This is a genomic window from Streptomyces vinaceus (genome assembly GCF_008704935.1).
GTDB lineage: Bacteria > Actinomycetota > Actinomycetes > Streptomycetales > Streptomycetaceae > Streptomyces > Streptomyces vinaceus.
In genome coordinates this window covers 5,197,229-5,219,025 of sequence record NZ_CP023692.1, presented here as the reverse complement: position 1 = coordinate 5,219,025, position 21,797 = coordinate 5,197,229, and the positions used below count along the sequence as shown (strand labels likewise).

20 protein-coding genes are annotated in these 21,797 nt (G+C 73.4%); 13 read left to right on the top strand and 7 right to left on the bottom strand.

The genetic code is table 11. From position 1 onward, the window contains the following. Window positions 1-12 precede the first annotated feature (12 nt). A complete protein-coding gene (locus CP980_RS23560; RefSeq protein WP_030156261.1) occupies window positions 13-1,374 on the bottom strand; it encodes a glutamine synthetase family protein in 1,362 nt (453 codons plus the stop codon). A 173-nt stretch (window positions 1,375-1,547) separates the two neighbouring features. Between CP980_RS23560 and CP980_RS23555 the strand changes: the two genes are divergently transcribed. The 4 genes from CP980_RS23555 (at window position 1,548) to CP980_RS23540 (ending at window position 3,980) form a co-directional block, all read left to right on the top strand. Next, the gene (locus CP980_RS23555; protein WP_150529022.1) at window positions 1,548-1,964 is read left to right on the top strand and encodes a hypothetical protein; all 417 of its coding nucleotides are present in this window, start codon (window positions 1,548-1,550) and stop codon (window positions 1,962-1,964) included. A 73-nt stretch (window positions 1,965-2,037) separates the two neighbouring features. Beyond that, window positions 2,038-2,691: a DUF3105 domain-containing protein gene (locus CP980_RS23550; RefSeq protein WP_150529021.1), complete on the top strand. Its 654-nt coding sequence runs from the start codon at window positions 2,038-2,040 to the stop codon at window positions 2,689-2,691. Next, complete coding sequence (locus tag CP980_RS23545) at window positions 2,688-3,428, top strand: DUF305 domain-containing protein (RefSeq protein ID WP_150529020.1); 741 nt, start codon at window positions 2,688-2,690, stop codon at window positions 3,426-3,428. Before CP980_RS23550 ends, CP980_RS23545 begins: the two co-directional genes overlap by 4 nt. Before the next feature lie 132 nt (window positions 3,429-3,560). After that, entirely contained in the window at window positions 3,561-3,980 is a 420-nt protein-coding gene (locus CP980_RS23540; protein ID WP_099892846.1) for a CBS domain-containing protein, read from the top strand. Here CP980_RS23540 and CP980_RS23535 read toward each other — a convergent pair. Next, a complete protein-coding gene (locus CP980_RS23535; protein ID WP_150529019.1) occupies window positions 3,965-4,837 on the bottom strand; it encodes an alpha/beta fold hydrolase in 873 nt (290 codons plus the stop codon). The genes CP980_RS23540 and CP980_RS23535 overlap by 16 nt on opposite strands. Beyond that, window positions 4,834-5,544, bottom strand: a complete 711-nt coding sequence (locus CP980_RS23530; RefSeq protein ID WP_150529018.1) for a DUF998 domain-containing protein — start codon at window positions 5,542-5,544, stop codon at window positions 4,834-4,836. The genes CP980_RS23535 and CP980_RS23530 overlap by 4 nt, the downstream gene beginning before the upstream one ends. A gap of 71 nt (window positions 5,545-5,615) precedes the next feature. On the opposite strand from CP980_RS23530, the gene CP980_RS23525 reads away from it, so the two are divergent. The 4 genes from CP980_RS23525 to CP980_RS23510 all read left to right on the top strand — a co-directional run bounded on the left by CP980_RS23525 (window position 5,616) and on the right by CP980_RS23510 (window position 11,140). Continuing rightward, on the top strand, window positions 5,616-6,134 hold the full coding sequence (locus CP980_RS23525; RefSeq protein ID WP_132755716.1) for a hypothetical protein: 519 nt from the start codon (window positions 5,616-5,618) through the stop codon (window positions 6,132-6,134). A gap of 100 nt (window positions 6,135-6,234) precedes the next feature. Then, entirely contained in the window at window positions 6,235-7,926 is a 1,692-nt protein-coding gene (locus CP980_RS23520; RefSeq protein ID WP_150529017.1) for a multicopper oxidase family protein, read from the top strand. Window positions 7,927-8,080: 154 nt separating this feature from the next. Next, window positions 8,081-9,283 carry a DUF4190 domain-containing protein gene (locus CP980_RS23515; protein WP_150529016.1) on the top strand — a complete coding sequence of 401 codons (1,203 nt, stop codon included), beginning with the start codon at window positions 8,081-8,083 and terminating at the stop codon, window positions 9,281-9,283. A 102-nt stretch (window positions 9,284-9,385) separates the two neighbouring features. After that, window positions 9,386-11,140 (top strand): NAD+ synthase, encoded by a 1,755-nt coding sequence (locus CP980_RS23510; RefSeq protein ID WP_132755710.1) that lies wholly within the window; start codon window positions 9,386-9,388, stop codon window positions 11,138-11,140. A 54-nt stretch (window positions 11,141-11,194) separates the two neighbouring features. Here CP980_RS23510 and CP980_RS23505 read toward each other — a convergent pair whose 3' ends face one another. After that, on the bottom strand, window positions 11,195-12,223 hold the full coding sequence (locus CP980_RS23505; protein ID WP_132755708.1) for an endonuclease/exonuclease/phosphatase family protein: 1,029 nt from the start codon (window positions 12,221-12,223) through the stop codon (window positions 11,195-11,197). A gap of 362 nt (window positions 12,224-12,585) precedes the next feature. On the opposite strand from CP980_RS23505, the gene panB reads away from it, so the two are divergent. The 3 genes from panB (at window position 12,586) to CP980_RS23490 (ending at window position 15,486) form a co-directional block, all read left to right on the top strand. Continuing rightward, a complete protein-coding gene (gene panB / locus CP980_RS23500) occupies window positions 12,586-13,446 on the top strand; it encodes a 3-methyl-2-oxobutanoate hydroxymethyltransferase (RefSeq protein ID WP_099892832.1) in 861 nt (286 codons plus the stop codon). Between the two features lie 157 nt (window positions 13,447-13,603). Continuing rightward, complete coding sequence (locus CP980_RS23495) at window positions 13,604-14,638, top strand: ATP-binding cassette domain-containing protein (RefSeq protein WP_099892830.1); 1,035 nt, start codon at window positions 13,604-13,606, stop codon at window positions 14,636-14,638. After that, complete coding sequence (locus CP980_RS23490; protein ID WP_150529015.1) at window positions 14,635-15,486, top strand: ABC transporter permease; 852 nt, start codon at window positions 14,635-14,637, stop codon at window positions 15,484-15,486. Before CP980_RS23495 ends, CP980_RS23490 begins: the two co-directional genes overlap by 4 nt. 60 nt (window positions 15,487-15,546) lie before the next feature. Here CP980_RS23490 and CP980_RS23485 read toward each other — a convergent pair whose 3' ends face one another. Then, entirely contained in the window at window positions 15,547-18,942 is a 3,396-nt protein-coding gene (locus CP980_RS23485) for an AfsR/SARP family transcriptional regulator (protein ID WP_150529014.1), read from the bottom strand. Window positions 18,943-19,015: 73 nt separating this feature from the next. Here CP980_RS23485 and CP980_RS23480 point away from each other — a divergent pair, with 73 nt between their 5' ends. Next, the gene (locus tag CP980_RS23480; RefSeq protein ID WP_132755702.1) at window positions 19,016-19,816 is read left to right on the top strand and encodes a site-2 protease family protein; all 801 of its coding nucleotides are present in this window, start codon (window positions 19,016-19,018) and stop codon (window positions 19,814-19,816) included. A gap of 81 nt (window positions 19,817-19,897) precedes the next feature. Here CP980_RS23480 and CP980_RS23475 read toward each other — a convergent pair whose 3' ends face one another. Both CP980_RS23475 and npdG read right to left on the bottom strand, forming a co-directional pair. After that, the gene (locus CP980_RS23475) at window positions 19,898-20,086 is read right to left on the bottom strand and encodes a hypothetical protein (protein ID WP_132755700.1); all 189 of its coding nucleotides are present in this window, start codon (window positions 20,084-20,086) and stop codon (window positions 19,898-19,900) included. Between the two features lie 204 nt (window positions 20,087-20,290). Next, window positions 20,291-21,037: an NADPH-dependent F420 reductase gene (gene npdG, locus CP980_RS23470; protein WP_132755698.1), complete on the bottom strand. Its 747-nt coding sequence runs from the start codon at window positions 21,035-21,037 to the stop codon at window positions 20,291-20,293. A gap of 113 nt (window positions 21,038-21,150) precedes the next feature. Here npdG and CP980_RS23465 point away from each other — a divergent pair, with 113 nt between their 5' ends. Further along, on the top strand, window positions 21,151-21,756 hold the full coding sequence (locus CP980_RS23465) for a hypothetical protein (RefSeq protein ID WP_132755696.1): 606 nt from the start codon (window positions 21,151-21,153) through the stop codon (window positions 21,754-21,756). The last annotated feature ends 41 nt before the right edge of the window (window positions 21,757-21,797 follow it).

Genomic DNA, 21,797 nt, shown 5'->3' with positions numbered 1-21,797 from the left:
CCTGACCTGCGCTTACAGGACCGGGAGGTTCTTGCGGAGTTCGAAGGCCGTGACCTCCGAGCGGTACTCCTCCCACTCCTGCTTCTTGTTGCGCAGGAAGAAGTCGAAGACGTGTTCGCCGAGGGTTTCCGCCACCAGTTCGCTGCGTTCCATCAGGGAGATGGCCTCGCCGAGGTTCTGGGGGAGGGGTTCGATGCCCATCGCGCGGCGTTCGGCGTCGGAGAGGGCCCAGACGTCGTCGTCGGCGCCCGCCGGGAGTTCGTAGCCCTCCTCGATGCCCTTGAGGCCGGCCGCCAGGAGGACCGCGTACGTCAGGTACGGGTTGGCGCCCGAGTCGATCGAGCGGACCTCGACGCGCGAGGAGCCCGTCTTGCCCGGCTTGTACATCGGGACGCGGATCAGGGCCGAGCGGTTGTTGTGGCCCCAGCAGATGTACGAGGGCGCCTCGCCGCCGGAGCCTGCGGTGCGGGAGGAACCGCCCCAGATGCGCTTGTAGGAGTTCACCCACTGGTTGGTGACCGCCGCCGTCTCCGCGGCGTGGCGCAGCAGGCCCGCGATGAAGGAGCGGCCCACCTTCGAGAGCTGGTACTCGGCGCCCGACTCGTAGAAGGCGTTGCGGTCCCCCTCGAAGAGCGAGAGGTGGGTGTGCATGCCCGAACCGGGGTATTCGGAGAACGGCTTCGGCATGAAGGTCGCCTGGACGCCCTGCTCCAGGGCCACCTGCTTCATCACCAGGCGGAACGTCATGATGTTGTCGGCCGTGGAGAGGGCGTCCGCGTAGCGGAGGTCGATCTCCTGCTGGCCCGGGGCGCCCTCGTGGTGGCTGAACTCGACCGAGATGCCCATGGATTCGAGCATCGTGATCGCCTGGCGGCGGAAGTCCATGCCGACGTTCTGCGGAGTGTGGTCGAAGTAGCCGGAGTTGTCCGCCGGAACCGGGCGGGTCCCGTCCAGCGGCTTGTCCTTCAGCAGGAAGAACTCGATCTCCGGGTGGGTGTAGAAGGTGAAGCCCAGGTCGGAGGTCTTGTTCAGGATGCGCTTGAGGACGAAGCGCGGGTCCGCGAAGGAGGGGGATCCGTCCGGCATCAGGATGTCGCAGAACATCCGGGCGGTCCCGGGGGCCTCGGCGCGCCACGGCAGTATCTGGAACGTGCTGGGATCCGGCTTGGCGATCATGTCGGACTCGTAGACCCGGGCGAAGCCCTCGATGGCCGAGCCGTCGAAGCCGATGCCCTCGTCGAAGGCCTGCTCCAGCTCGGCGGGGGCGACCGCGACGGACTTCAGGAAGCCCAGTACGTCGGTGAACCACAGGCGCACGAAGCGGATGTCGCGCTCCTCGAGCGTCCGGAGGACGAATTCCTGCTGCTTGTCCATGCCTTCATCCTCGCAGTTCAGACGGCCTGTGCACCACTCCCCCGAGTGGTGGGGGCACAGTCGGGCGGGCCCAGTATCGCCAGCCGCGGTTTCCGCCACATTACGCATCCCTGACAGCTCGCGGCACCCCCGCACTGACCTCGGGGCCGTCATGAGCATTACCATCTGCGCCCATGGGGGGCTGGGAGCACATACGGCGCGGGCGTATCGGACGCCACACACGTCGGCGTGCCGTCATCGTGGTCGCCCTGTCGGTGCTGTTCGGAGCGCTGTTCCTGTGCGTACGGCCGGGCGAGCCGCACGCCTCCACGGCCGCCGCGGCTGCCGCGGTCGCCACGCCCGCCGGTGCGGCCGCACCGGCCGCCGGCACCGGGGTGCGCGCCGTCTGCGTCGCCCCCGACGACCCGCCGGGCTGCTCCCCCTTCTCGCACGTGGCCCCCGGCGTACTGCCCGCCCCGCCGCCCGCCCAGACCGTGCCGGGTTCCGCGCCGGATCCCGTCGCGCGTGTCGCGGGCGGCGGGGAAGCCCGGCCGCACGGGACGCTCGCGCGCGCCCCCGACCTCCACGCCCTCCAAGTGCTGCGGACCTGACTGGGTCCGGGCGCCGTACCGCGCTCCACCGGATCCATCCCTCCACCCCCCTCAGCAGAAGGATTCAGGGCACATGGCCAGCAGCACATCTCCCGACAACAACTCCCGCCAGGCGCGCATAGCCGAGATGCGCCGCGCCGAGCAGTCCCGCGACCGGCGCAACAAGGCCCTCGCGATCACCGCCTCCGTGGCCGTCGTCGCCGCGCTCGTCGGTTTCGGCGCGTGGGTGATGATCGACAAGAAGGAGGAGAAGGACGCCGCGGCGGCGGCCGCCAAGGCCCCGGTCAACGGCGAGCAGACCTGGGACGCGAAGACGCTGGGCCGCAACCACGTCGAGACCCCGGTGAAGTACCCGATGAACCCGCCGGTCGGCGGCGACCACAGCCCGCGCTGGATGAACTGCAACGGCGACGTCTACAAGAACGCGATCCCCGAGGTCAACGCCGTCCACTCGCTGGAGCACGGCGCGGTCTGGGTGACGTACAACGAGAAGGCCGCCAAGGGCGACGTCGACGCGCTCGCCGGGAAGGTGGCCAAGACCCCGTACACGCTGATGAGCCCGGACAAGGAGCAGGCCGGGCCGATCATGCTGAGCGCCTGGGGCAAGCAGCTGACGGTGGACAAGGCGGACGACCCCCGGGTCGCGCAGTTCTTCACCAAGTACGTGCAGGGCCCGCAGACCCCCGAGCCGGGCGCGGCCTGCACCAACGGGCTGGCCGAGAAGTGACCCGTACGTCGAACCGTACGTACTGGGCGGCCGGGACGGCCGTCCTGCTCGCGCTGCTGTTCGCGGTGGCGGCCACGGTCGCCTCCGCGAGCGGCGGCGAAGGCGACGGCTCCCGTACGCCGGCCCGAGCGCCGGGCCTCTACTCCCCGGACGCGGGCTTCGCCCGGGACATGGCCGTGCACCACCAGCAGGCGGTGGAGATGTCGTTCATCGTGCGGGACCGCACCAAGGACGAGCCGGTGCGCGGCCTCGCGTACGACATCGCCAACACCCAGGCCAACCAGCGGGGCATGCTGCTGGGCTGGCTGGACCTGTGGGGGCTGCCGAAGGTGGTGGCCGACGAGCCGCCGATGTCCTGGATGGGGACGTCCGGCCAGCACGGCGGGCACGGCGCGGGCGGCCACGACGTGGCCGGTCACGACATGAGCGGCCACGACATGGCCGGACACGACATGGGCGGGGCCGCCGCCAAGCCCGGCGCGCTCATGCCCGGCATGGCCACCAAGGAGGAGCTCGCACAGCTCGGCGCCGCCGAGGGCCGGGACGCGGAGGTGCTCTACCTCCAGCTGATGACCGACCACCACAAGGGCGGGGTCGCGATGGCCCAGGGCTGCGCGCAGCAGTGCGAGACCCCCGCCGAGCGGGCGCTGGCCCAGGGCATGGTCGAGGCGCAGCAGTCGGAGCTCACCCTCATGGCGGACATGCTGAAACAGCGCGGGGCCGCACCGCGCGGGTGACGGGACACGCTCGTACGGTGGGGGGAGGCGTCCCCTCACCCGTACGGGCGTGTGCTCCGCCGCACGGGGACGCCGCGGCCGGGCGCGACCGCGGCCGGCCGGGTACGGCGTGTTCGCCCAGGAGGTTCAGCGATGACGACCGCCGCAGACATCATGCATCCCGGGGCCCAGTGGATCCCCGCCACCGAGACCCTCGACCGGGCCGCGCAGCTGATGGCCCGCCTCCATGTGGGCGCCCTGCCCATCAGTGACGCCGACGAGCGGCTGTGCGGCATCCTCACCGACCGCGACATCGTCGTGAACTGCGTGGCCAAGGGGCACGACCCGGCGAAGGTCACCTGCGGTGACATGGCCCAGGGCACGCCGCGCTGGATCGACGCGGGCGCGGACGTCACCGACGTGCTGGAGGAGATGGAAAGCCACCAGATCAAGCGGCTGCCGGTGATCAGGAACAAGAAGCTGGTCGGCATGATCAGCGAGGCCGACCTGGCCCAGCACCTCTCCGAGGAGCAGCTGGCGGGCTTCGTGGAGAAGGTCTACGCCCGCCGCTGATCCGCCTCCAGGACCGTCCGCGCCACCAGGCCCGGCCGGTCCAGCATGACCAGGTGTCCCGCCGGCTCGGCCACCTCGAAGCGGGCGCCGAGCCGGGCGGCCAGCTCCGCCTGGCGGGCGAGCCAGCGCAGGGCCCCGCGCCCCGAGGAGCCGTCGTACCCCGCGAGGACGGTGACGGGCGCGGCCAGGGGCCGCCCGGTCCGCAGCGCGAGCACCTCGGCGGCGGTGTCGGGATAGCGGGCGTTCTCCAGCAGGGCGCCCCGCCAGACCCGTCCGGTGCGGTAGACGCGGCGTACGAGGTCCCGCGCGGCCGGGTCGGGGCCGCCGGTGCGGGAGGCCCGTACGGTGGCGCGCCGCGCGGGCGGACCCAGTGCGGCGGGCAGCCCCGCGGCGGTCAGCGCCCGGCCGAGCACGCGCGCGGCGCCGGTGCGCACCCCGGCGGGCCACACCGTACGGGGGTCCTCCTCGATGCTGGTGTCGACCAGGACCAGGGCGGCGGTGCGCTCGGGGTACAGCCGGGCGAAGGCTTCGGCGTGGAACCCGGCGATCGAGTGCCCGGCGACGGTGACGGGGCCGGTGACGGGGCCGTTCAGGCCGAGCGCTTCGAGCAGTCCGGCGATGCGGCGGGCCTCCCCGGCGGCGGTCGGCGGGGCGGTGGCGGGGGCGCTCAGCCCGTGCCCGGGACGGTCGAAGCGGACCACCGTACGGCCCTGCGCGACGAGGAGCGCGGCCACGGGATCCCAGTCGAACCAGGCCATCGCGAGCCCGGCGCTCAGCACCACGGGAGGCCCGCTCCCCTCGACGACGACGTGCAGGGGTACCCCGTCCACCCGTACGAACCGGCCGGTCGTCGTCATGTGCGCCGCTCCTTGTGGACGGAGTACGCGAGCAGGCCCAGCCAGAGCGCCACGAGCAGTACCTGCGTCCGCTGCCCGGCGCCGAGCGCCCAGGTCCCGCGCCCGGCGGTGAACAGCGCGATGGCGGTCAGGGTCCAGGCGGTGGCCAGCAGCTCCAGTACGACGAGGGCGGGTCCGTAGCGCGCGAGCGGGGCGAGCCGGCGGTAGCGGCGGGCGGCGAAGGTGAGGGCGACTATCCCGACGAGGGCGCCGGTCATGGCGAGGCTGCTGCTGACGGCGTGCGCCTGGTGGGTGGCCGGGACCAGACCGGCCGTCTCCCGGGCGGCGCACACGGGGTCCGCGGTGGGCGTGCAGCTGAGCGGGAGCCAGGCATCGGCGGCGGTGGCCGCGCCGAAGAGGGTGACGCCGGCCCAGCCGACCACCGACCAGGGGCGCCGGGATCCGCCGCCGCGCAGCTGCCAGACGAGGCCGAGCAGGCCGCCCGCGAAGGCGAGCAGGCCGGCGGTGAAGTCGGTGGCCCGGAACAGCCCGCCGAGCGGCCGGTCCTGGGCGGCCAGCTCGCTGACGTACGTCTCGATGGGGTTCAGGCCCGTGGACAGCACGACTTCGAGCACCCAGGCGGTGTACGCGGCGGCGCCCAGGCCGATGAGGAGGGCGACCGGCCACGGATTCTCGGTGAGCGGACCCTTTTCAGGACGTGTGGACATACTGCGCATCTTCCTCAACACGGCGGATCCGGTCCTACGATCAGATACCCACCCGGGGTAGGGTTCCCGCCATGACGCGCCCTGTCCAGCGCACCGCGCAGCGAGCCATCCGGTGGCCCCGGCTGCTGCTGCTCGCTGCGCTGCTCCTGGGCATCGTCACCATGCACACCCTGGGCCATCCGAGTGGGTCCCACGCCACGGAAGACGCGACCGCGGTCGCCCCCGTTGCCTCGGCCGGGCGTGCGGCCGGCCACACCGGCCCCGCTCCGGCCCACACCGACGAGCGCGCCCCGGCCCACACCGGCGGCCACACCGGCCACACCGGCCCCTCGGGCCACACGGCGGTCGGCACTCCGGGCGACCGGGCCCCGGCCGCCGAGGCTCCGCCGGCCGGCACCGGCATGGACCCCATGTCGGTGTGCCTGGCCGTGCTCGGCGGGCTCACCCTGCTGATCCTGGGCGCCGGACCGGCCGGCCCCCGCGATGCCGCGCCGCTCGGGGGCGCGGCCCGCGCGCCGGGCCGGTCCGGCGGACCCGACCCGCCCTCGCCCCGCGAACTCCTCACCCGGCTGGCGGTACTTCGCGTATAGCGACGGGCCCGCTGCCGCCCCCGCATGCCCGCGCGAAGGGCCCCGGCGGCGGCAGCAGACGGCGCCCATCCACTCGTACGAGACACCACGAGGTGCTCCCATGCGCTCTCTTCCCAGCCACACCGGCCACACCGGCCACACCGGCCCCACTGACCCCACCGGCCACCACGGCAACACCGGCCACCCCACCCGCCGCGCCGTCCTCGGCGCCACCGCCGCCCTCGCCGGTTCGGGGCTGCTCGCCGCCTGCTCCGGCGGTGGCCCCGGCAGCTCCGACGGCCATGGCGCGGGCCACGGCTCCATGCACCACGGCGGCCCCTCCCCCGCCGCCTCGCCGGGCGGCTACGTCGACCCCGCCGGGCCCGAGGTCCAGGCCGCCGAGGCCGCCCGCAAGGCCACCGGACCGGTCTCCGAGGTGAAGCTGACCGCCACCGCGACCCCGCTCGACCTCGGCGGCGGGCTCACCGTCCGCTCCTGGGCGTACGGGGACCGGCTGCCCGGCCAGGAGGTACGGGTCACCGCGGGCGGCACCCTCGCCCTGACCCTGGCCAACAACCTCCCGGAGGCCACCTCCCTGCACTGGCACGGCCTCGCCCTGCGCAACGACATGGACGGCGTGCCCGGCCTGACCCAGCGGGACATCGCGCCGGGCGCTTCCTTCGCGTACCGCTTCGCCGTCCCGCACCCGGGGACGTACTGGTTCCATCCGCACTCGGGCGTCCAGCAGGACCGCGGCCTGTATGCGCCGCTCATCGTCGAGGACCCTAAGGAGCCCCTGGCGTACGACAGGGAATGGGTGGTGGTCCTCGACGACTGGCTGGACGGGGTGGACGGCTCCACCCCTGACGCCGTCCTCGCCGAACTCCGCAAGGGCATGGACATGAGGACGGGCGGCGGCCACGAGGGCCACGGCGGCGCCGCGCAGACCCCGGCCCCGGGCTCGGGCGGCGCGCCCTCGCGGCTGCTCATGGGCGGCGAGAGCGACGTCCTCGGCAAGGATCCGGGCGACGTGGCGTACCCGTACTACCTGGTCAACGGCAGGACGGCGCAGGACCCTTCGGTCTTCACCGCGAAGCCGGGCGACCGGATCCGGCTGCGGATCGTCAACGCGGGCGGGGACACCGCCTTCCGCGTCGCCCTCGGCGACCACGAACTGACGGTCACCCACACCGACGGCTATCCCGTCGAGCACGCGAGGACCGGCTCCCTGCTGCTCGGCATGGGCGAGCGGTACGACGTACTGGTCACCGCGCGGGACGGGGTGTTCCCGCTGACCGCGCTCGCCGAGGGCAAGGGCGGCTCGGCGTCGGCCCTCGCCCTGCTGCGCACCGGGTCCGGTACGGCGCCGACGGCCGCGACCCGGCCCGCCGAGCTGGCCGGGAAGCCGCTCACGGCGGACGCGCTGCGCGCGGCGGAATCCGCCGTACCGGCGGCGCGCACGCCGGACCGCACCGTCCGGATCGAGCTGACCGGCTCGATGGCCGCGTACGACTGGGCCTTCGACGGCAAGCCGTACACCCCGGACCAGCGGCACCCGGTGAAGGCGGGCGAGCGGGTCCGGCTGGAGTTCAACAACTCCACAACGATGTGGCACCCGCTGCACCTGCACGGGCACACCTTCGCCCTCGGCGGGGGCGCGGGCGGCGCGCGCAAGGACACCGCGCTGGTCATCCCGGGCCGGAAGCTGACGGTGGACTTCGACGCCGACAACCCCGGGCTGTGGATGGTGCATTGCCACAACGTCTACCACGCGGAGGCGGGGATGATGACGGTGCTCGGCTACCAGCGGTAGCCCCCGGCACCGGGGTCCGGACCCCGATCCGGCCCCGGTCCGCCCGGGTGCGGGCCGGGGCCGGATCACCCTTGGAGCCGTCAGAGGCGCATGGCAGGCTTGGCGATCACTGCGCGCACCGCGCACACCGCCACCGTGAGGACTCCTGCCAGGTATGAGCACGCCCCCGAACCAGCCCAGCACCCCGTCCGGTACGCCGGCCGAGCCCGCGGGCACGCCCATACCGGAGCCGGCCGCCGAGCCGGCTCAGCCGCTCTCCCTCCAGAAGACCCCGCAGCCGGACCCCCAGCCGGAACCGGCACCCGAGCCACAGCCCGCCGAGGCCCCGGAGCCCGCCCCGGAGTCCGCCCCGACCCCCGAGCCGGAGCCCGCCGAGGCCCCGGCACCCGGTCCGCAGCCCGTGCGCGCCGACCCCTTCGCGCCGCCCGCGCCGGGGGCCTTCGCGCCGCCTGCGCCGGGGGGCTTCGCGCCGCCCGCTCCCATGCCCCCGGCCCCGGCGTTCGGCGCGCCCGTGCCGCCCGTACCGCCGGCCGGCAACTGGGGCGCCCACGCCCCCGGCGCCACCCCCGGCAACCCGTGGGGCGCTCCCGCCCCGAGCACCACCAACGGCCTGGCCGTCGCCGCCCTCACGCTCGGCATCGCGGCGGTGGTCATCGGCGTCATCCCGTTCCTCTTCTGGGCGGGCGGCATCCTCGCCGTGGTCGGCATCGGCATCGGCATCGGCGCCCTCGTCCGCGCCTCGAAGGGCGCCGGCCGCAAGGCGATGGCCGTCACCGGCACGGTCTTGGCCGTGCTCGGCATCGGCGCCTCGGCCGGAGGCCTCTTCCTCACGGGCTACGTCGTCACGAACGTGGCCGACAGGGAGCTCCGCGAGGGCTGGGAGGTCCCGTCCGACCTCGACAGCGACGCGCCCGCGTACCCGGCGCCCTCGCCCACGACGGCCCCTTCGCCCAAGCAGGTCCCCGGCATCGATTCCCCGCTGGCGTTCGGCGAGACGTACACGTACCCGAACGGCATCAAGGTGACCCTCTCGAAGCCGAAGAAGTACGTCACGAAGAACAAGTACTCGACGGTCGAGAACGCGGTGGAGTTCACGCTCACCATCACCAACGACTCCACCGAGACCCACAACGTCATCTACGCGGTGCCCAACGTCCGCGACGACAAGGGCATGACCGCCAAGCTGGCCTTCGACGGCGGCGACGTCCCGAAGCTGATCCGGGGCGACATCCTCCCGGGCGAGTCCGCCAGCGGGATCCTGGCCTACGAGGTCCCCGAGGGCACCGAGCGCTTCGTCGCGGACATCTCCCCCGGCGTCGGCCTGCCCAGCGCGAAGTTCAGCGGCTCGCTCGGCTGACCCGGGCACCCCGCGCCCCGTACCCCGCATCCCGCACCCGTACGACACGGCAGGAGGCGCGGCCCCAGGACATCGCGTCAGAAAGACGATTACACTGGGCCCGTGCCTCAACTTCGCCTCGCTCTGAATCAGATCGACTCGCAGGTCGGCAACATCGCCGCCAACGCCGACTCGGTCGTCCACTGGACCCGGCACTCCGCCGAGCAGGGCGCCCACCTGGTGGCGTTCCCGGAGATGATGCTGACCGGGTACCCCGTCGAGGACCTCGCCCTGCGCGCCTCCTTCGTCGAGGCCTCCCGTACGGCGCTGCGCGAACTCGCGGAGCGGCTGGCCGCCGAGGGCTTCGGCGGGCTGCCGGTCGTCGTCGGCTACCTCGACCGTACGGAGCAGGCCGCGCCGCGGCTCGGCCGCCCCGCCGGCTCCCCGGAGAACGCGGCCGCGGTGCTGTACGGCGGGAAGGTCGCCCTCCGCTTCGCCAAGCACCACCTCCCCAACTACGGCGTGTTCGACGAGTTCCGGTACTTCGTGCCGGGCGACACGCAGCCGGTGATCCGGGTGCGCGGCGTCGACGTGGCCCTGGCCATCTGCGAGGACCTCTGGCAGGAGGGCGGCCGCGTCCCGGCCACCCGCTCCGCCGGGGCCGGGCTGCTGATCTCCGTCAACGCCTCCCCGTACGAGCGCAACAAGGACGACCAGCGCCTCGAACTGGTGCGCAAGCGCGCCGAGGAGGCCGGCTGCACCCTCGCCTACCTGGCGATGATCGGCGGCCAGGACGAGCTGGTCTTCGACGGGGACTCGATCGTCGTCGGCGCCGACGGCGAGGTGATCGCCCGCGCCCCGCAGTTCTCCGAGGGCTGCGTGCTCGTCGACCTCGACCTGCCCGCCGCCCGCGCGGACGCCCCCGTGGGCCTCGTCGACGACGGGCTGCGCATCGACCGGGTGATCCTCTCCGAGGAGCCGGTGGAACCGTACGAGCCCGTGGTCCCCGGCGGTTACGCCGACCGCCTGGACGACGACGAGGAGGTCTACGACGCGCTGGTCGTGGGCCTGCGCGCGTACGTCAGGAAGAACGGATTCCGTTCCGTCCTGATCGGGCTCTCCGGCGGCATCGACTCCGCGCTCGTCGCCGCCATCGCCTGCGACGCGATCGGCGCGCAGAACGTGTACGGCATGTCGATGCCCTCGAAGTACTCCTCGGAGCACTCCAGGAGCGACGCCGCCGACCTCGCCGACCGCACCGGACTGAACTTCCGGACCGTGCCGATCGAGCCGATGTTCGACGCCTACATGGGCTCGCTGGGTCTGACCGGCCTGGCGGAGGAGAACCTCCAGTCCCGGCTGCGCGGCACGATGCTGATGGCGGTCTCCAACCAGGAGGGCCACATCGTGCTGGCGCCGGGCAACAAGTCGGAGCTGGCCGTCGGCTACTCCACCCTGTACGGCGACTCGGTGGGCGCCTACGGCCCGATCAAGGACGTCTACAAGACGGACGTCTTCCGGCTCGCGCGCTACCGCAACCGGGCCGCCGCCGAGCGCGGCGAGACCCCGCCGATCCCGGAGAACTCCATCGTGAAGCCGCCCAGCGCCGAACTGCGCCCGGGCCAGGTGGACACGGACTCGCTGCCGGACTACCCGGTGCTCGACGCGGTCCTGGCGCTCTACGTGGACCGCGACCAGGGCATCGACGCGATCGTCGGGGCCGGTTTCGACCGCGCGCTGGTGGCGAAGATCCTGCGGATGGTGGACACCGCCGAGTACAAGCGCCGCCAGTACCCGCCGGGCACGAAGATCTCCGCGAAGGGCTTCGGGAAGGACCGCCGCCTGCCCATCACGAACGGCTGGCGCGAGCACGCGTAGCCCTCACCCGTACGGGCGTACGGGCTACGGCTACGGCTACGGCTACGGCTACGGCTACGGCTTCACGGTCACCCGCGCGGCGACCGGCAGGTGGTCGCTGCCGGTGCGCGGCAGGGTCCAGGAGGCTTCCGGCTTGATCCCGCGGACCATGATCTGGTCGATCCGGGCCATCGGGAACTGGGCGGGCCAGCTGAAGCCGAAGCCGTCGCCCGCCGCGCCCTGCGTGGAGCGCATCTGCGAGGTGACGTCGGACAGGGACCGGTCGTTCATGGTGCCGTTGAGGTCGCCGAGCAGGATGACCTTCTTCAGCGGCTCGGCGGCGAGCGCGTTGCCGAGGGCGCCGGCGCTGTTGTCGCGCTGGTTGGCGGTGAAGCCGGCGTTCAGCTTGACCCGGACGGAGGGCAGGTGGGCGGCGAAGACGGCGATCCGGCCGTACGGGCTGTCCACGGTGGTGCGCATGGCCCGGGTCCAGCCCATCTTGATGTCGACGGGCGCGCTGGAGCTCAGCGGGTACTTGCTCCACACGCCGACCGTGCCCTCGACGGAGTGGTACTTGTACGCGCCCGCCAGGGCCTCCTCGTAGACGGGGACGGCGCTGCCCTTGAGCTCGGTCAGGGCCAGCACGTCGGCGCCCGACCTGGCGATCTGGGCGGCGGTGCCCCGCGGGTCGGGGTTGTCGGCGTCGACGTTGTGGGTCGCGACCATCAGGTTTCCGCCGGAGCCGGACTTGTCGAGGACCAGGCTGCCGAAGAGGTTCACCCAGACGCCGGCCGTCAGCAGTATCGCGATCAGGGCGGTCGCGGACTTGCGCACGACGGCGGCGGCGAACAGGAGCGGCACGGCCAGGCCCAGCCAGGGCAGGAAGGTCTCGGTGAGGCTGCCGAGGTTGCCCACGTCGTTCGGCAGCTCGGCGTGGAAGATCATGACCAGTGAGATCAGGGCGGCCAGGGCCGCGATCACGATCCCGCGCCGCCAGATGCCCCGGTCCCGGCGCAGCCCGGCCAGTCGGCGCCGGAGGCGGGATCCGGAGGGCTCGGGCTCCGAGCCGCCGTTCCCCGTCTCCGTCATGTACGCCTGTGCCATGCCACTGCCCTCGCTGCCGTGCTTGCGCTCCGTCCCCGCACCTTGACCCTAGGCGATCGACGGAGCCTTTCGTGCCGTTGTTCCGGCCGTACGTCCGGGAGGACGAACGGCCGTGTGGCCGAGGTTCCGCTTGTCACGAAACGCGCACATTGCCTTCCGCGCGCGCCGAACCGCCGGGAAGGGGACCATGAGAGGGCCAAGAGGGGGCCATGAGGGTGCAGGGAGTGCCCCTCGCGTCCGGCCGGAGTGTGACGTACCGGTCCCCTCACCACTTTCGCCACGGGCCCGGCAGGTGCCACCATGGTGGGTGAGTCCGGGGACGCCGTGAGGGCGCCTCGAGATGACATCAAGGAGCAGTTGCAATGACGCATGCCGTTTCGCCTGCCCGCGAAGCCGCCGCCCCCACCCTGTACGGGGGCAAGCGCAACCGGCGGACCACCGTCCGCGACCTCACCCTCGCCAAGGAGCGCGGCGAGAAGTGGCCGATGCTCACGGCCTACGACGCGATGACCGCCTCCGTCTTCGACGAGGCCGGCATCCCGGTCATCCTCGTCGGCGACTCCATGGGCAACTGCCACCTCGGCTACGAGACCACCGTCCCGGTGACGATGGACGAGATGACCATGCTCTCGGCCGCGGTCGTACGGGGCACCAGCCGGGCCATGGTCGTCGGCGACCTGCCGTTCGGCTCGTACCAGGAAGGCGCCGTGCAGGCGCTGCGCAGCGCCACCCGCCTCGTGAAGGAGGCCGGTGTCGGAGCCGTGAAGCTGGAGGGCGGAGAGCGCTCGCTGCAGCAGACCGAGCTGATCGTGCAGTCCGGCATCCCGGTCATGTCCCACCTGGGCCTGACCCCGCAGTCCGTGAACGCCATGGGCTACCGGGTGCAGGGCCGCGGCGACGAGGCCGCGCACCAGCTGCTGCGCGACGCCAAGGCGGCGCAGGACGCGGGCGCGTTCGCGGTGGTGCTGGAGCTGGTCCCGGCCGAGCTGGCCGCCGAGGTCACCCGGTCCCTGCACATCCCGACGGTCGGCATCGGGGCCGGCGCGGAGTGCGACGCGCAGGTGCTGGTGTGGACCGACATGATGGGCCTGACCGGCGGGAAGATGCCGAAGTTCGTGAAGCAGTACGCGAACCTGCGCGCGACCATGGGCGACGCGGCGAAGGCCTTCGCCGAGGACGTGGTCGGCGGAACGTTCCCTCAGGCCGAGCACAGCTTCCACTGACCCGGTAGTCCCGTACCGGAAGCCCGCCGCGACGCGTCCGTCGGCGGGCTTCCGGCGTCCGGGCGGCCTGCGGACGACTTCCGGACGGCTGCCGGACAGCTGCCTGTCGGTCGTCTGTCGGTCCGCTGTCGGTGCGTTGTCGGTGGCGGATGGTCCCATGGTGGACATGACGCGAAACGACAAGAATCCCGTGAGCGGCTCGCACGCCGTTGAAGTACGGGGCCTGGTCAAGCACTACGGCGAGACGAAAGCCCTGGACGGGGTCGACCTGGACGTCCGCGAGGGCACGGTCCTCGGTGTCCTCGGGCCGAACGGCGCCGGCAAGACCACCCTCGTACGCTGCCTGTCCACCCTGATCGTCCCGGACTCCGGGACCGCCACCGTCGCCGGCTACGACGTGGTCCGCCAGCCGCGGCAGCTGCGCCGCACCATAGGCCTCACGGGGCAGTACGCCTCGGTCGACGAGAAGCTCTCCGGCTGGGAGAACCTCTACATGATCGGCCGGCTGCTGGACCTGTCCCGCAAGGACGCCCGCTCGCGCGCCGACGAGCTGCTGGAGCGGTTCTCGCTGACCGAAGCCGCCAAGAAGGCCGCGATGAACTACTCCGGCGGCATGCGCCGCCGGCTCGACCTGGCCGCCTCGATGATCGGCCGGCCGGCCGTGCTCTACCTGGACGAGCCGACCACCGGCCTCGACCCCCGCACCCGCAACGAGGTGTGGGACGAGGTGCAGCGGATGGTCGCCGAGGGGGCCACCGTCCTGCTCACCACCCAGTACATGGAGGAGGCCGAGCAGCTCGCGAACGAGCTGACGGTCATCGACAAGGGCAAGGTCATCGCCAACGGCAAGGTCGACGAGCTGAAGGCCCGCGTCGGCGGCCGGACCCTGAGGATCCGCCCCGTCGACGCCTCCGACCTGCCGGGCATGGCCCGTTCGCTGGCCGAGGCCGGGCTCGACGGGGTCGCCGGCTCGCAGGCCGTCCCGGACGAGGGCGTCCTGCTGGTCCCGATCCTGAGCGACGAGCAGCTGACCGCCGTGGTGGGCCTGCTGGCCGCCCGCGGGTACGCGATCGCCGACCTCGGCACCTACCTGCCCAGCCTCGACGAGGTGTTCCTGGCCATCACGGGCCAGCGGCCCTCCTCCGCCGAGGACTCCGTTCCCACCGAGATGACCGAGGAGGTCGCGGCATGAGCACCGTAACCACGACGAAGCACGCTCCCGCCCCGGCCGCTCCGGCGCCGGCCACGGTGGCCTCCGGCGAGGGCCGGATCGGCCTGCGGGCCAATCTGCGGCACATCGGCGCCCTGGTGCGCCGCAACGCCCTGCAGATCAAGCAGGACCCCGAGTCGATGTTCGACGTCCTGTTCATGCCGATCATCTTCACGCTGCTGTTCGTGTTCGTCTTCGGCGGCGCGATCTCCGGCAAGGGCCAGCAGGAGGCGTACGTCAACTACGTCGTCCCGGGTCTGATGGCGATGATGGGCATGAACATCGCCATGGGTGTCGGCACCGGCGTCAACGACGACTTCAAGAAGGGCGTGATGGACCGGTTCCGGTCCATGCCGATCGCCCGGTCGTCCGTCCTCATCGCCAAGATCGTCGTCGAGCTCGGCCGGATGATGGTCGCCATCGCGATCCTGCTGACCGTGGGCTTCATGCTCGGCCTGTCGATCAAGACCTCGGTGTTCGACCTGCTGCTGTCCATCGGCCTGTCGGCGGTCTTCGGCGCCTCGCTGATGTGGATCTTCATCCTGCTCGGTCTCACCATGAAGACCGCGCAGGCCGTGCAGGGCATGGCGATGCTGGTCCTGATGCCGCTGCAGTTCGGCAGCTCGATCTTCGCCCCGCCGTCGACCATGCCCGGCTGGCTGCAGACCTTCACGGACTACAACCCGCTGTCCAACCTGGCCGACGCGGCCCGCGGCCTGATCAACGGCGGTGCGGTCGCCCACCCGGTGACGGTGACGCTGATCTGGTCCATCGCCATCACGGCGGTCACGATGCCGCTCGCGGTCCGCAAGTTCCGCCAGAAGACCTGATCCGGGACGGTCGGTCCGTTCCGGATCGCGTCCCGGACGGGCCCCGCACGGGGGACCGGGTCAGATGAGGGCGGTGGCCTCCTCCAGGGTGAGGCCGCCGCCTTCGGCGTACGCCGCCTCGTACCCGGCGTCCCCGAGCGCCGCCCGCGCCAGCTCCTCGGCGCGGGCGGCGTCCTCGCGTTCCATCGTGACCGGGAAGTGCAGCGGGGGCATCAGGGCCCGGTGGGCGCCGACGAGCCGGGCGGCGTCGCGGGCGTTTCCGGGACCGCCGAGTCCGGCCCGGGAGACGGCCGCCGTCAGCAGGTAGACGGCGGGCATCTGCGGGGCGACCATCAGCGCGAGGGGGTCCTGGGCGGTGGTCATGGCCCGCCGCAGCAGGTCGAGCGCCTCCCCGTACCGGCCCTGCTGGTTCTCCAGCCAGGCCATCGTGCCGAGCAGGAACCCGTCGAAGACGGCGAACGCGCCGAACGCGAACTCGTCGCGCAGCAGCCGGAGCTGCTCGTGGGCCGCGGGGACGCGGCCGGTCCGGCCGTAGATCGACGCGAGGAACATCCGGGCGGCCGGCATGGCCTCGTTGCCGTACGAGCCGGAGCCCGCCGTGACCTCGGCGAGCAGTTCCTCGGCCTCGGCCATCTCGCCGCCTTCGATGAGGACCCCGGCCATCCGTACGCGCAGGACGGCGACCTGGGAGGCGGCGCCGAGCCGCTCGGCGTGCGCGATCGCGGCCCGGAAGTCCTCGGCGGCCGACGCGTACTCGCCCCGCTTCTCGCGGGATTCGGCGCGGGCCGAGAGGGCCTCCGCGCAGCCCCAGTCGTCGCCCAGCGCCTCGAAGAGGGCGAGGCTCTCGTCGGCGTCGCGGGCTGCGTCACCGGACCAGTCGGCCCGGTTGGCCAGCACGTTGGCCCGCACCTGGAGGGCGCCGGCCAACTCCCAGCGGTAGTCCAGCTCCCGGGCGGTCTCGACGGTGGCGTCGAGGGCCTTGCGGAGCAGACCGGCGTCTCCGGAGATCATCACCGCGTAGATCCACAGGCCGGCGGGGGTCCGGCAGGTCTGCGGCAGGCCGGGCCGGTAGGCGGCCAGGACCCCCTCGATCTGGCCGCGGATCTCCGGCGAGGTCCAGCTGTCGTTCGTCTGGTCGCGGGAGGCGATCAGGATCAGCCGGACGCCGCGCCAGGCCTCGGTGAGCTGTTCCCCCGTGTAGGGCGGGGGCGCGTCCAGGAGCGGTTCGTAGACCGGCTCGGCCGGGACCACGGGCGCGGCGAAGGGGTCCGGGCCCAGCTCGGCGGCGGCGCCCGCCCAGTGCCGGGATTCGACGCGCAGTTCGTGGATCTGCCAGTACCAGCTGAGGGCGTGGACCAGGCAGAGCACCTCGCCGACGTCCCGGGCGGCGACGGCGCGGCGCAGCGCGCTGCGCAGGTTCTCGTACTCGGTGGCGAACCGCTGCCTGGCCTCGCGCTGGCGGCCGCTGCGCAGCAGGGGGTCGGTGGTGCGGGCGAGTTCGCGGTAGTACGTGAGGTGGCGGCGCTCGGTGGCGGCGCGGTCCCCGGCGGCCTCGGCGAGCCGCTCGGCGGCGTACTCGGCGACGGTCTCCAGGAGGCGGTAGCGCATGCCGGCGCCGTCGGGGCCGGGGGCCGCGACGACGAGGGACTTGTCGACGAGGGAGCCGAGGAGGTCCAGGACGTCGGGGGTGCCGAGCGTCCCGGGGCTGCCGGGGGTCCCGGGGGTGCCGGGGTCGGCGCAGACCGCTTCGGCGGCGGCCACGTCGCAGCCGCCGGCGAAGACGGAGAGCCGGCGCAGGACGGTGCGCTCCTTCTCGTCGAGGAGGTCCCAGGACCAGTCGACGACGGCGCGCAGGGTCTGCTGGCGGGGCAGTACGGTACGGGCGCCGCCGGTCAGCAGCCGGAAGCGGTCGTCCAGGCGGTCGGCGATCTGGCGCGGGGTGAGCAGCCGCAGCCGGGCCGCGGCGAGCTCGATGGCGAGCGGCAGCCCGTCGAGGCGGCGGCAGATCTCGGCGGCGGCCTCGGAGTCGTCCTCGGTACGGAAGCCCGGCCGGGCGGCGGCCCCGCGGTCGCCCAGGAGCCGCAGCGCGACCGGGTCGGGCAGCGGCTCCACCGGGCGCAGGAACTCCCCGGGCACGCCGAGGGGTTCGCGGCTGGTGGCCAGGATCCGGACGCCGGGGCAGTGCGCGAGGAGCTCCTCGGCCAGCTGGGCGGCGGCGTCGATGACGTGCTCGCAGTTGTCGAGGATCAGCAGCATCCGGCGCCGGGCGCAGTGTTCCGCGAGCCGGGCGAGGGGGTGGTCCCCGGCGCGGTCGGTCAGCGCCCGCAGCTCCTCGGCGCCGGCGCCGCGCAGCTTGGTCTCGCGGGCGCCGAGTGCGGTGAGGGCGGCCTCGGCCACGTCCTCGGGGTCGTCGGGTCCGTCGATGGGGGCCAGCTCCACGAACCACACCCCGTCGGGCCAGGCCTGGGCGGCCTGCTCGGCGGCCTCCTGGGACAGGCGGGTCTTGCCCGCGCCGCCGGGCCCGAGCAGGGTGACGAGCCGTGCCCGCCCGAGGTCCTCCCCGATGACCCGGATGTCCCCCTCGCGCCCCACGAAGCTGGTCACCCGGGCGCGCAGGTTCCCCGGCCGGGGAAGTGCGCCCCCGCCCGCCGGGGCGGAGCCCGGGGCCGCGGCCGGTCCCGGGGGCGCCGCTTCGGCCGCGACCGCGGGAGCGGGGCCGGCGGGGGCGGGGTGCGCCGGGGCGGGCGGCGGGGCCAGGAGTTCCTGGTGGAGGGCGCGCAGGACCGGGCCCGGGTCGGTCCCCAGGCGGGCGGCCAGGTCGCGCCGGACGCTCTCGTAGGCGGCCAGTGCCTCCGCAGGGCGGCCCGTGTCCCGCAGGGCCCGGATCCGCAGGGCCTGGAGCGGTTCGTCCAGCGGGCGCTCCCCGCACAGGGCGGTCAGCTCCGGCAGGGCACGCTCGGCCTCGCCCAGCGCCAGGGCCGCGGCGAGCCGGCCCCGCCGCGCGTCCAGACGTACGGCCTCCCAGCGGGCGGACTCGGCCACCGCGTCCGGCAGGTCGGCCAGCGCCGGTCCGCGCCACAGCGCCAGGGCCTCCTCGTACAGGGCGGCCGCCTCGGCCGGGTCCCGGGTCGCGGCGCCGGCCCGGGCCAGGCGCTCGAAGCGGTACAGGTCGACGTCCTCCCCCGCCGCTGCGAGCAGGTACCCGCCCTCCACCGAGCGGACCGCCCCGTGCCCCAGCGCCCTGCGCAGCCGGCCCACCAGCGCCTGGAGCGCGGCCGGGGCGTCCGCGGGCCGGTCGCCGTCCCACACCTGCTCCACCAGCAGGTGCGCGGGCACGGCCCGCCCCGGGCGCAGCGCGAGCGCGGTGAGCAGGGCCCGCAGGCGTGCTCCGCCGACGGCGACGGGGCTCCCGTCGTCGCGGCTGGCCTGGGCAGTGCCGAGAATCGCGTAACGCACCGGCCCATTGTCGCTGGCCCGGGGCCGGTCCCCGTACTCCTTTTGGCCCCGTGCGCGAGGTAGGTTTCGCCGCATGGGTCATCAGGGCAGCCGCAGCGAGCGGCAGATCAGTTCCGTTTTCCTCGGCATCTTCGCCGTCATGGCGGTCACCGGCTGGGCCGTGTGGACGGGGTACTCGACGAGCACCGGGCTGGCCGTGTTCCTCTTCGTGACCTCGGCCTGGGTCGTCTCGCTCTGCCTGCACGAGTACGCGCACGCCCGTACGGCCCTGCACAGCGGCGACCTCTCGGTCGGGGCCAAGGGCTACCTGACCCTGAATCCGCTGAAGTACACGCACGCGCTGCTCAGCATCGTCCTGCCGGTGATCTTCGTGATCATGGGCGGGCTGGGCCTGCCCGGCGGCGCGGTGTACATCGAGCGGGACCGGATCCAGGGCCGCTGGAAGCACAGCCTCATCTCGGCGGCGGGCCCGCTGACCAACGTGGCCTTCGCGGTCGTCTGCACGGCGCCGTTCTGGCTGAACGCCCTCGACGGGGTCCCGATGGCGTTCCGCTTCGCGCTCGCGTTCCTCGCGCTGCTCCAGGTCTCGGCGGCGATCTTGAACTTCCTGCCGGTCCCGGGCCTGGACGGCTACGGGATCATCGAGCCCTGGCTCTCGTACCGGATCCGCCGCGAAGTGGCGCCGCTGGCGCCGTTCGGGCTGATCGCGGTCTTCGCGCTGCTGTGGATCCCGGAGGTCAACGGGTTCTTCTTCGACGTGGTGCGCAACCTGCTGGACGCCCTGGGCGTGTCCGACCTGGAGACCTACTGCGGGCGCGACCTCTACCGCTTCTGGCAGGACGCGAACGGCTACTGCGAGATCCCGCAGGGCTGAGCGCGGCGGTCCGGGGCCGCGAGGGCGGCGGGCGGGGCCGCGAGGGCGGCGGGCGGGGCCGCGAGGGCGGCGGGCGGGCTGCTACGAGGGGCGCGCGGAGGCGGCCTTCTGAGCCTTCGCCTTGCGGAGGTAGAACCAGGCCATGTTGGACGTGAGACCGGCGAGCAGTACCCACACGATGCCCAGGAAGCTGCCCTCCACGAAGGCGACCACGGCCGCGGCCACGGACAGGACGCAGACGACGATGGCGAACACGGCAAGGCGGGGCATGGGGAACAGCTCCTCGGCGACACGGAACGGGGTCGAACCCCACCAGTCTCCCCCATGCCCCGCAGTGCTCCCGTAAAGCCACCCCCCCCGGACCCTTCGTTCCGCTTCCGCCCCTTTTTCGGCGTTCCCCGATCACCGGCCGCCGGGGCGGGAACGGGATCCGGTCCCCTGCGCCCGGCCGGGCCGGGCGCAGGGGTGGTGGGCTCAGACGTCCGTGACGCGCAGGCCCGAGTGGGCCTTGTAGCGGCGGTTGGTGGAGATGAGGTTGGCCACCAGGGACTCGACCTGGTGGGCGTTGCGCAGGCGGCCCGCGAAGACTCCGCGCATGCCCGGAATGCGGGCGGCCAGGGCCTGGACGATGTCGGTGTCGGCGCGGACCTCGCCGAGGACCATCACGTCGGTGTCGATCTCCTCGACCGACTCGTCTTGGAGCAGGACGGCCGAGAGGTGGTGGAAGGCCGCCGTCACCCGGGAGTCGGGGAGCAGGGCCGCGGCCTGCTGGGCCGCGCTGCCCTCTTCGACCCGGAGGGCGTACGCACCCTGCTTGTCGAAGCCGAGCGGGTTGACGCAGTCCACCACCAGCTTGCCCGCGAGGTCCTCGCGCAGGGCTTCGAGGGTCTTGGCGTGGCCCTCCCACGGCACCGCGATGATCACGATGTCGCTGCGGCGCGCGCACTCGGCGTTGTCCGCGCCCTCCACGCCGAGGCCCAGCTCGTCGGCGGCGCTCTGCGCACGGTCGGCGGCGCGGGAGCCGATGATCACCTTCTGGCCGGCCCGGGCGAGCCGGTAGGCCAGGCCCCGGCCCTGGTCGCCGGTGCCGCCGAGGACGCCGACGACGAGGCCGGAGACGTCCGGCAGGTCCCACGGGTCCTTGGCCGGCGCCTTCGCCGGCGCCTTCGGCGTGGCCGCGGCCTCGGCGGGCGGGTTCTGAGTGCTGTCTGTGGAGGTCATGGGGGCGAGGGTAATGCCGTGATCGCGAGAGGCGAACGCTCATGCGCCCGCCCAGCCGGGCGAAGAGGGGCGAAGTGCTCCCGTAGGTCCCTTTCATACGGCAGGATGCCGATATGGACGCCGTGAGGGTCGCGCTGCTGCGCGAAGTGCTCGCCGGTACGCAATGGCCCGGCGCCGCGCGCCGCTTCGCCGGATCGCTGCGCCACTGCGTGGTTCCGGCCGGCGGGAACCTGCTGCTGGTGGGGACCGAGCAGTACGAGCCCTGGCACATGGCGGCGCATCTGGTGGACGAGGCCGCCTGGTCCGGGCTGCCGGAGCTGGCCCCCACCCTCGTACGGCACCGGGTACGGCCGGGGCGGCCGCCGCACCTGTCGGTGGGGCTGGGCCGGCTGTCGGCGGCCCGGCGCGGGCACACGCTGCTGGTGGTGGCCCCCGACCAGCCGGGGGCGGGGCTGCTGGAGCGGGTGCACGACGCCCGGCGCGCGGGGGCGACCGTACTGTCGCTGCACTGCGGGGATCCGGATCTCGCCGCACTCGCGCACGACGCGCTGTCCGTCCGGGAGGAGGCCGGCGAGCTGGACCTGGACACCCTGCAGCACCTGGTCGGCGCGGCGGCCGGGGAGAACAGCCTGCCGGTGCAGCGCGGGCCCCGGCGGCTGCGGGACCGGCTCGCGCGGCTGGCCGATCAGCTGACCGCGCCGCCGCCCAGCCGCTGGTAGACCGCGCGGCCCACCCCGGGCCCCTACGGCACCACGGCCCT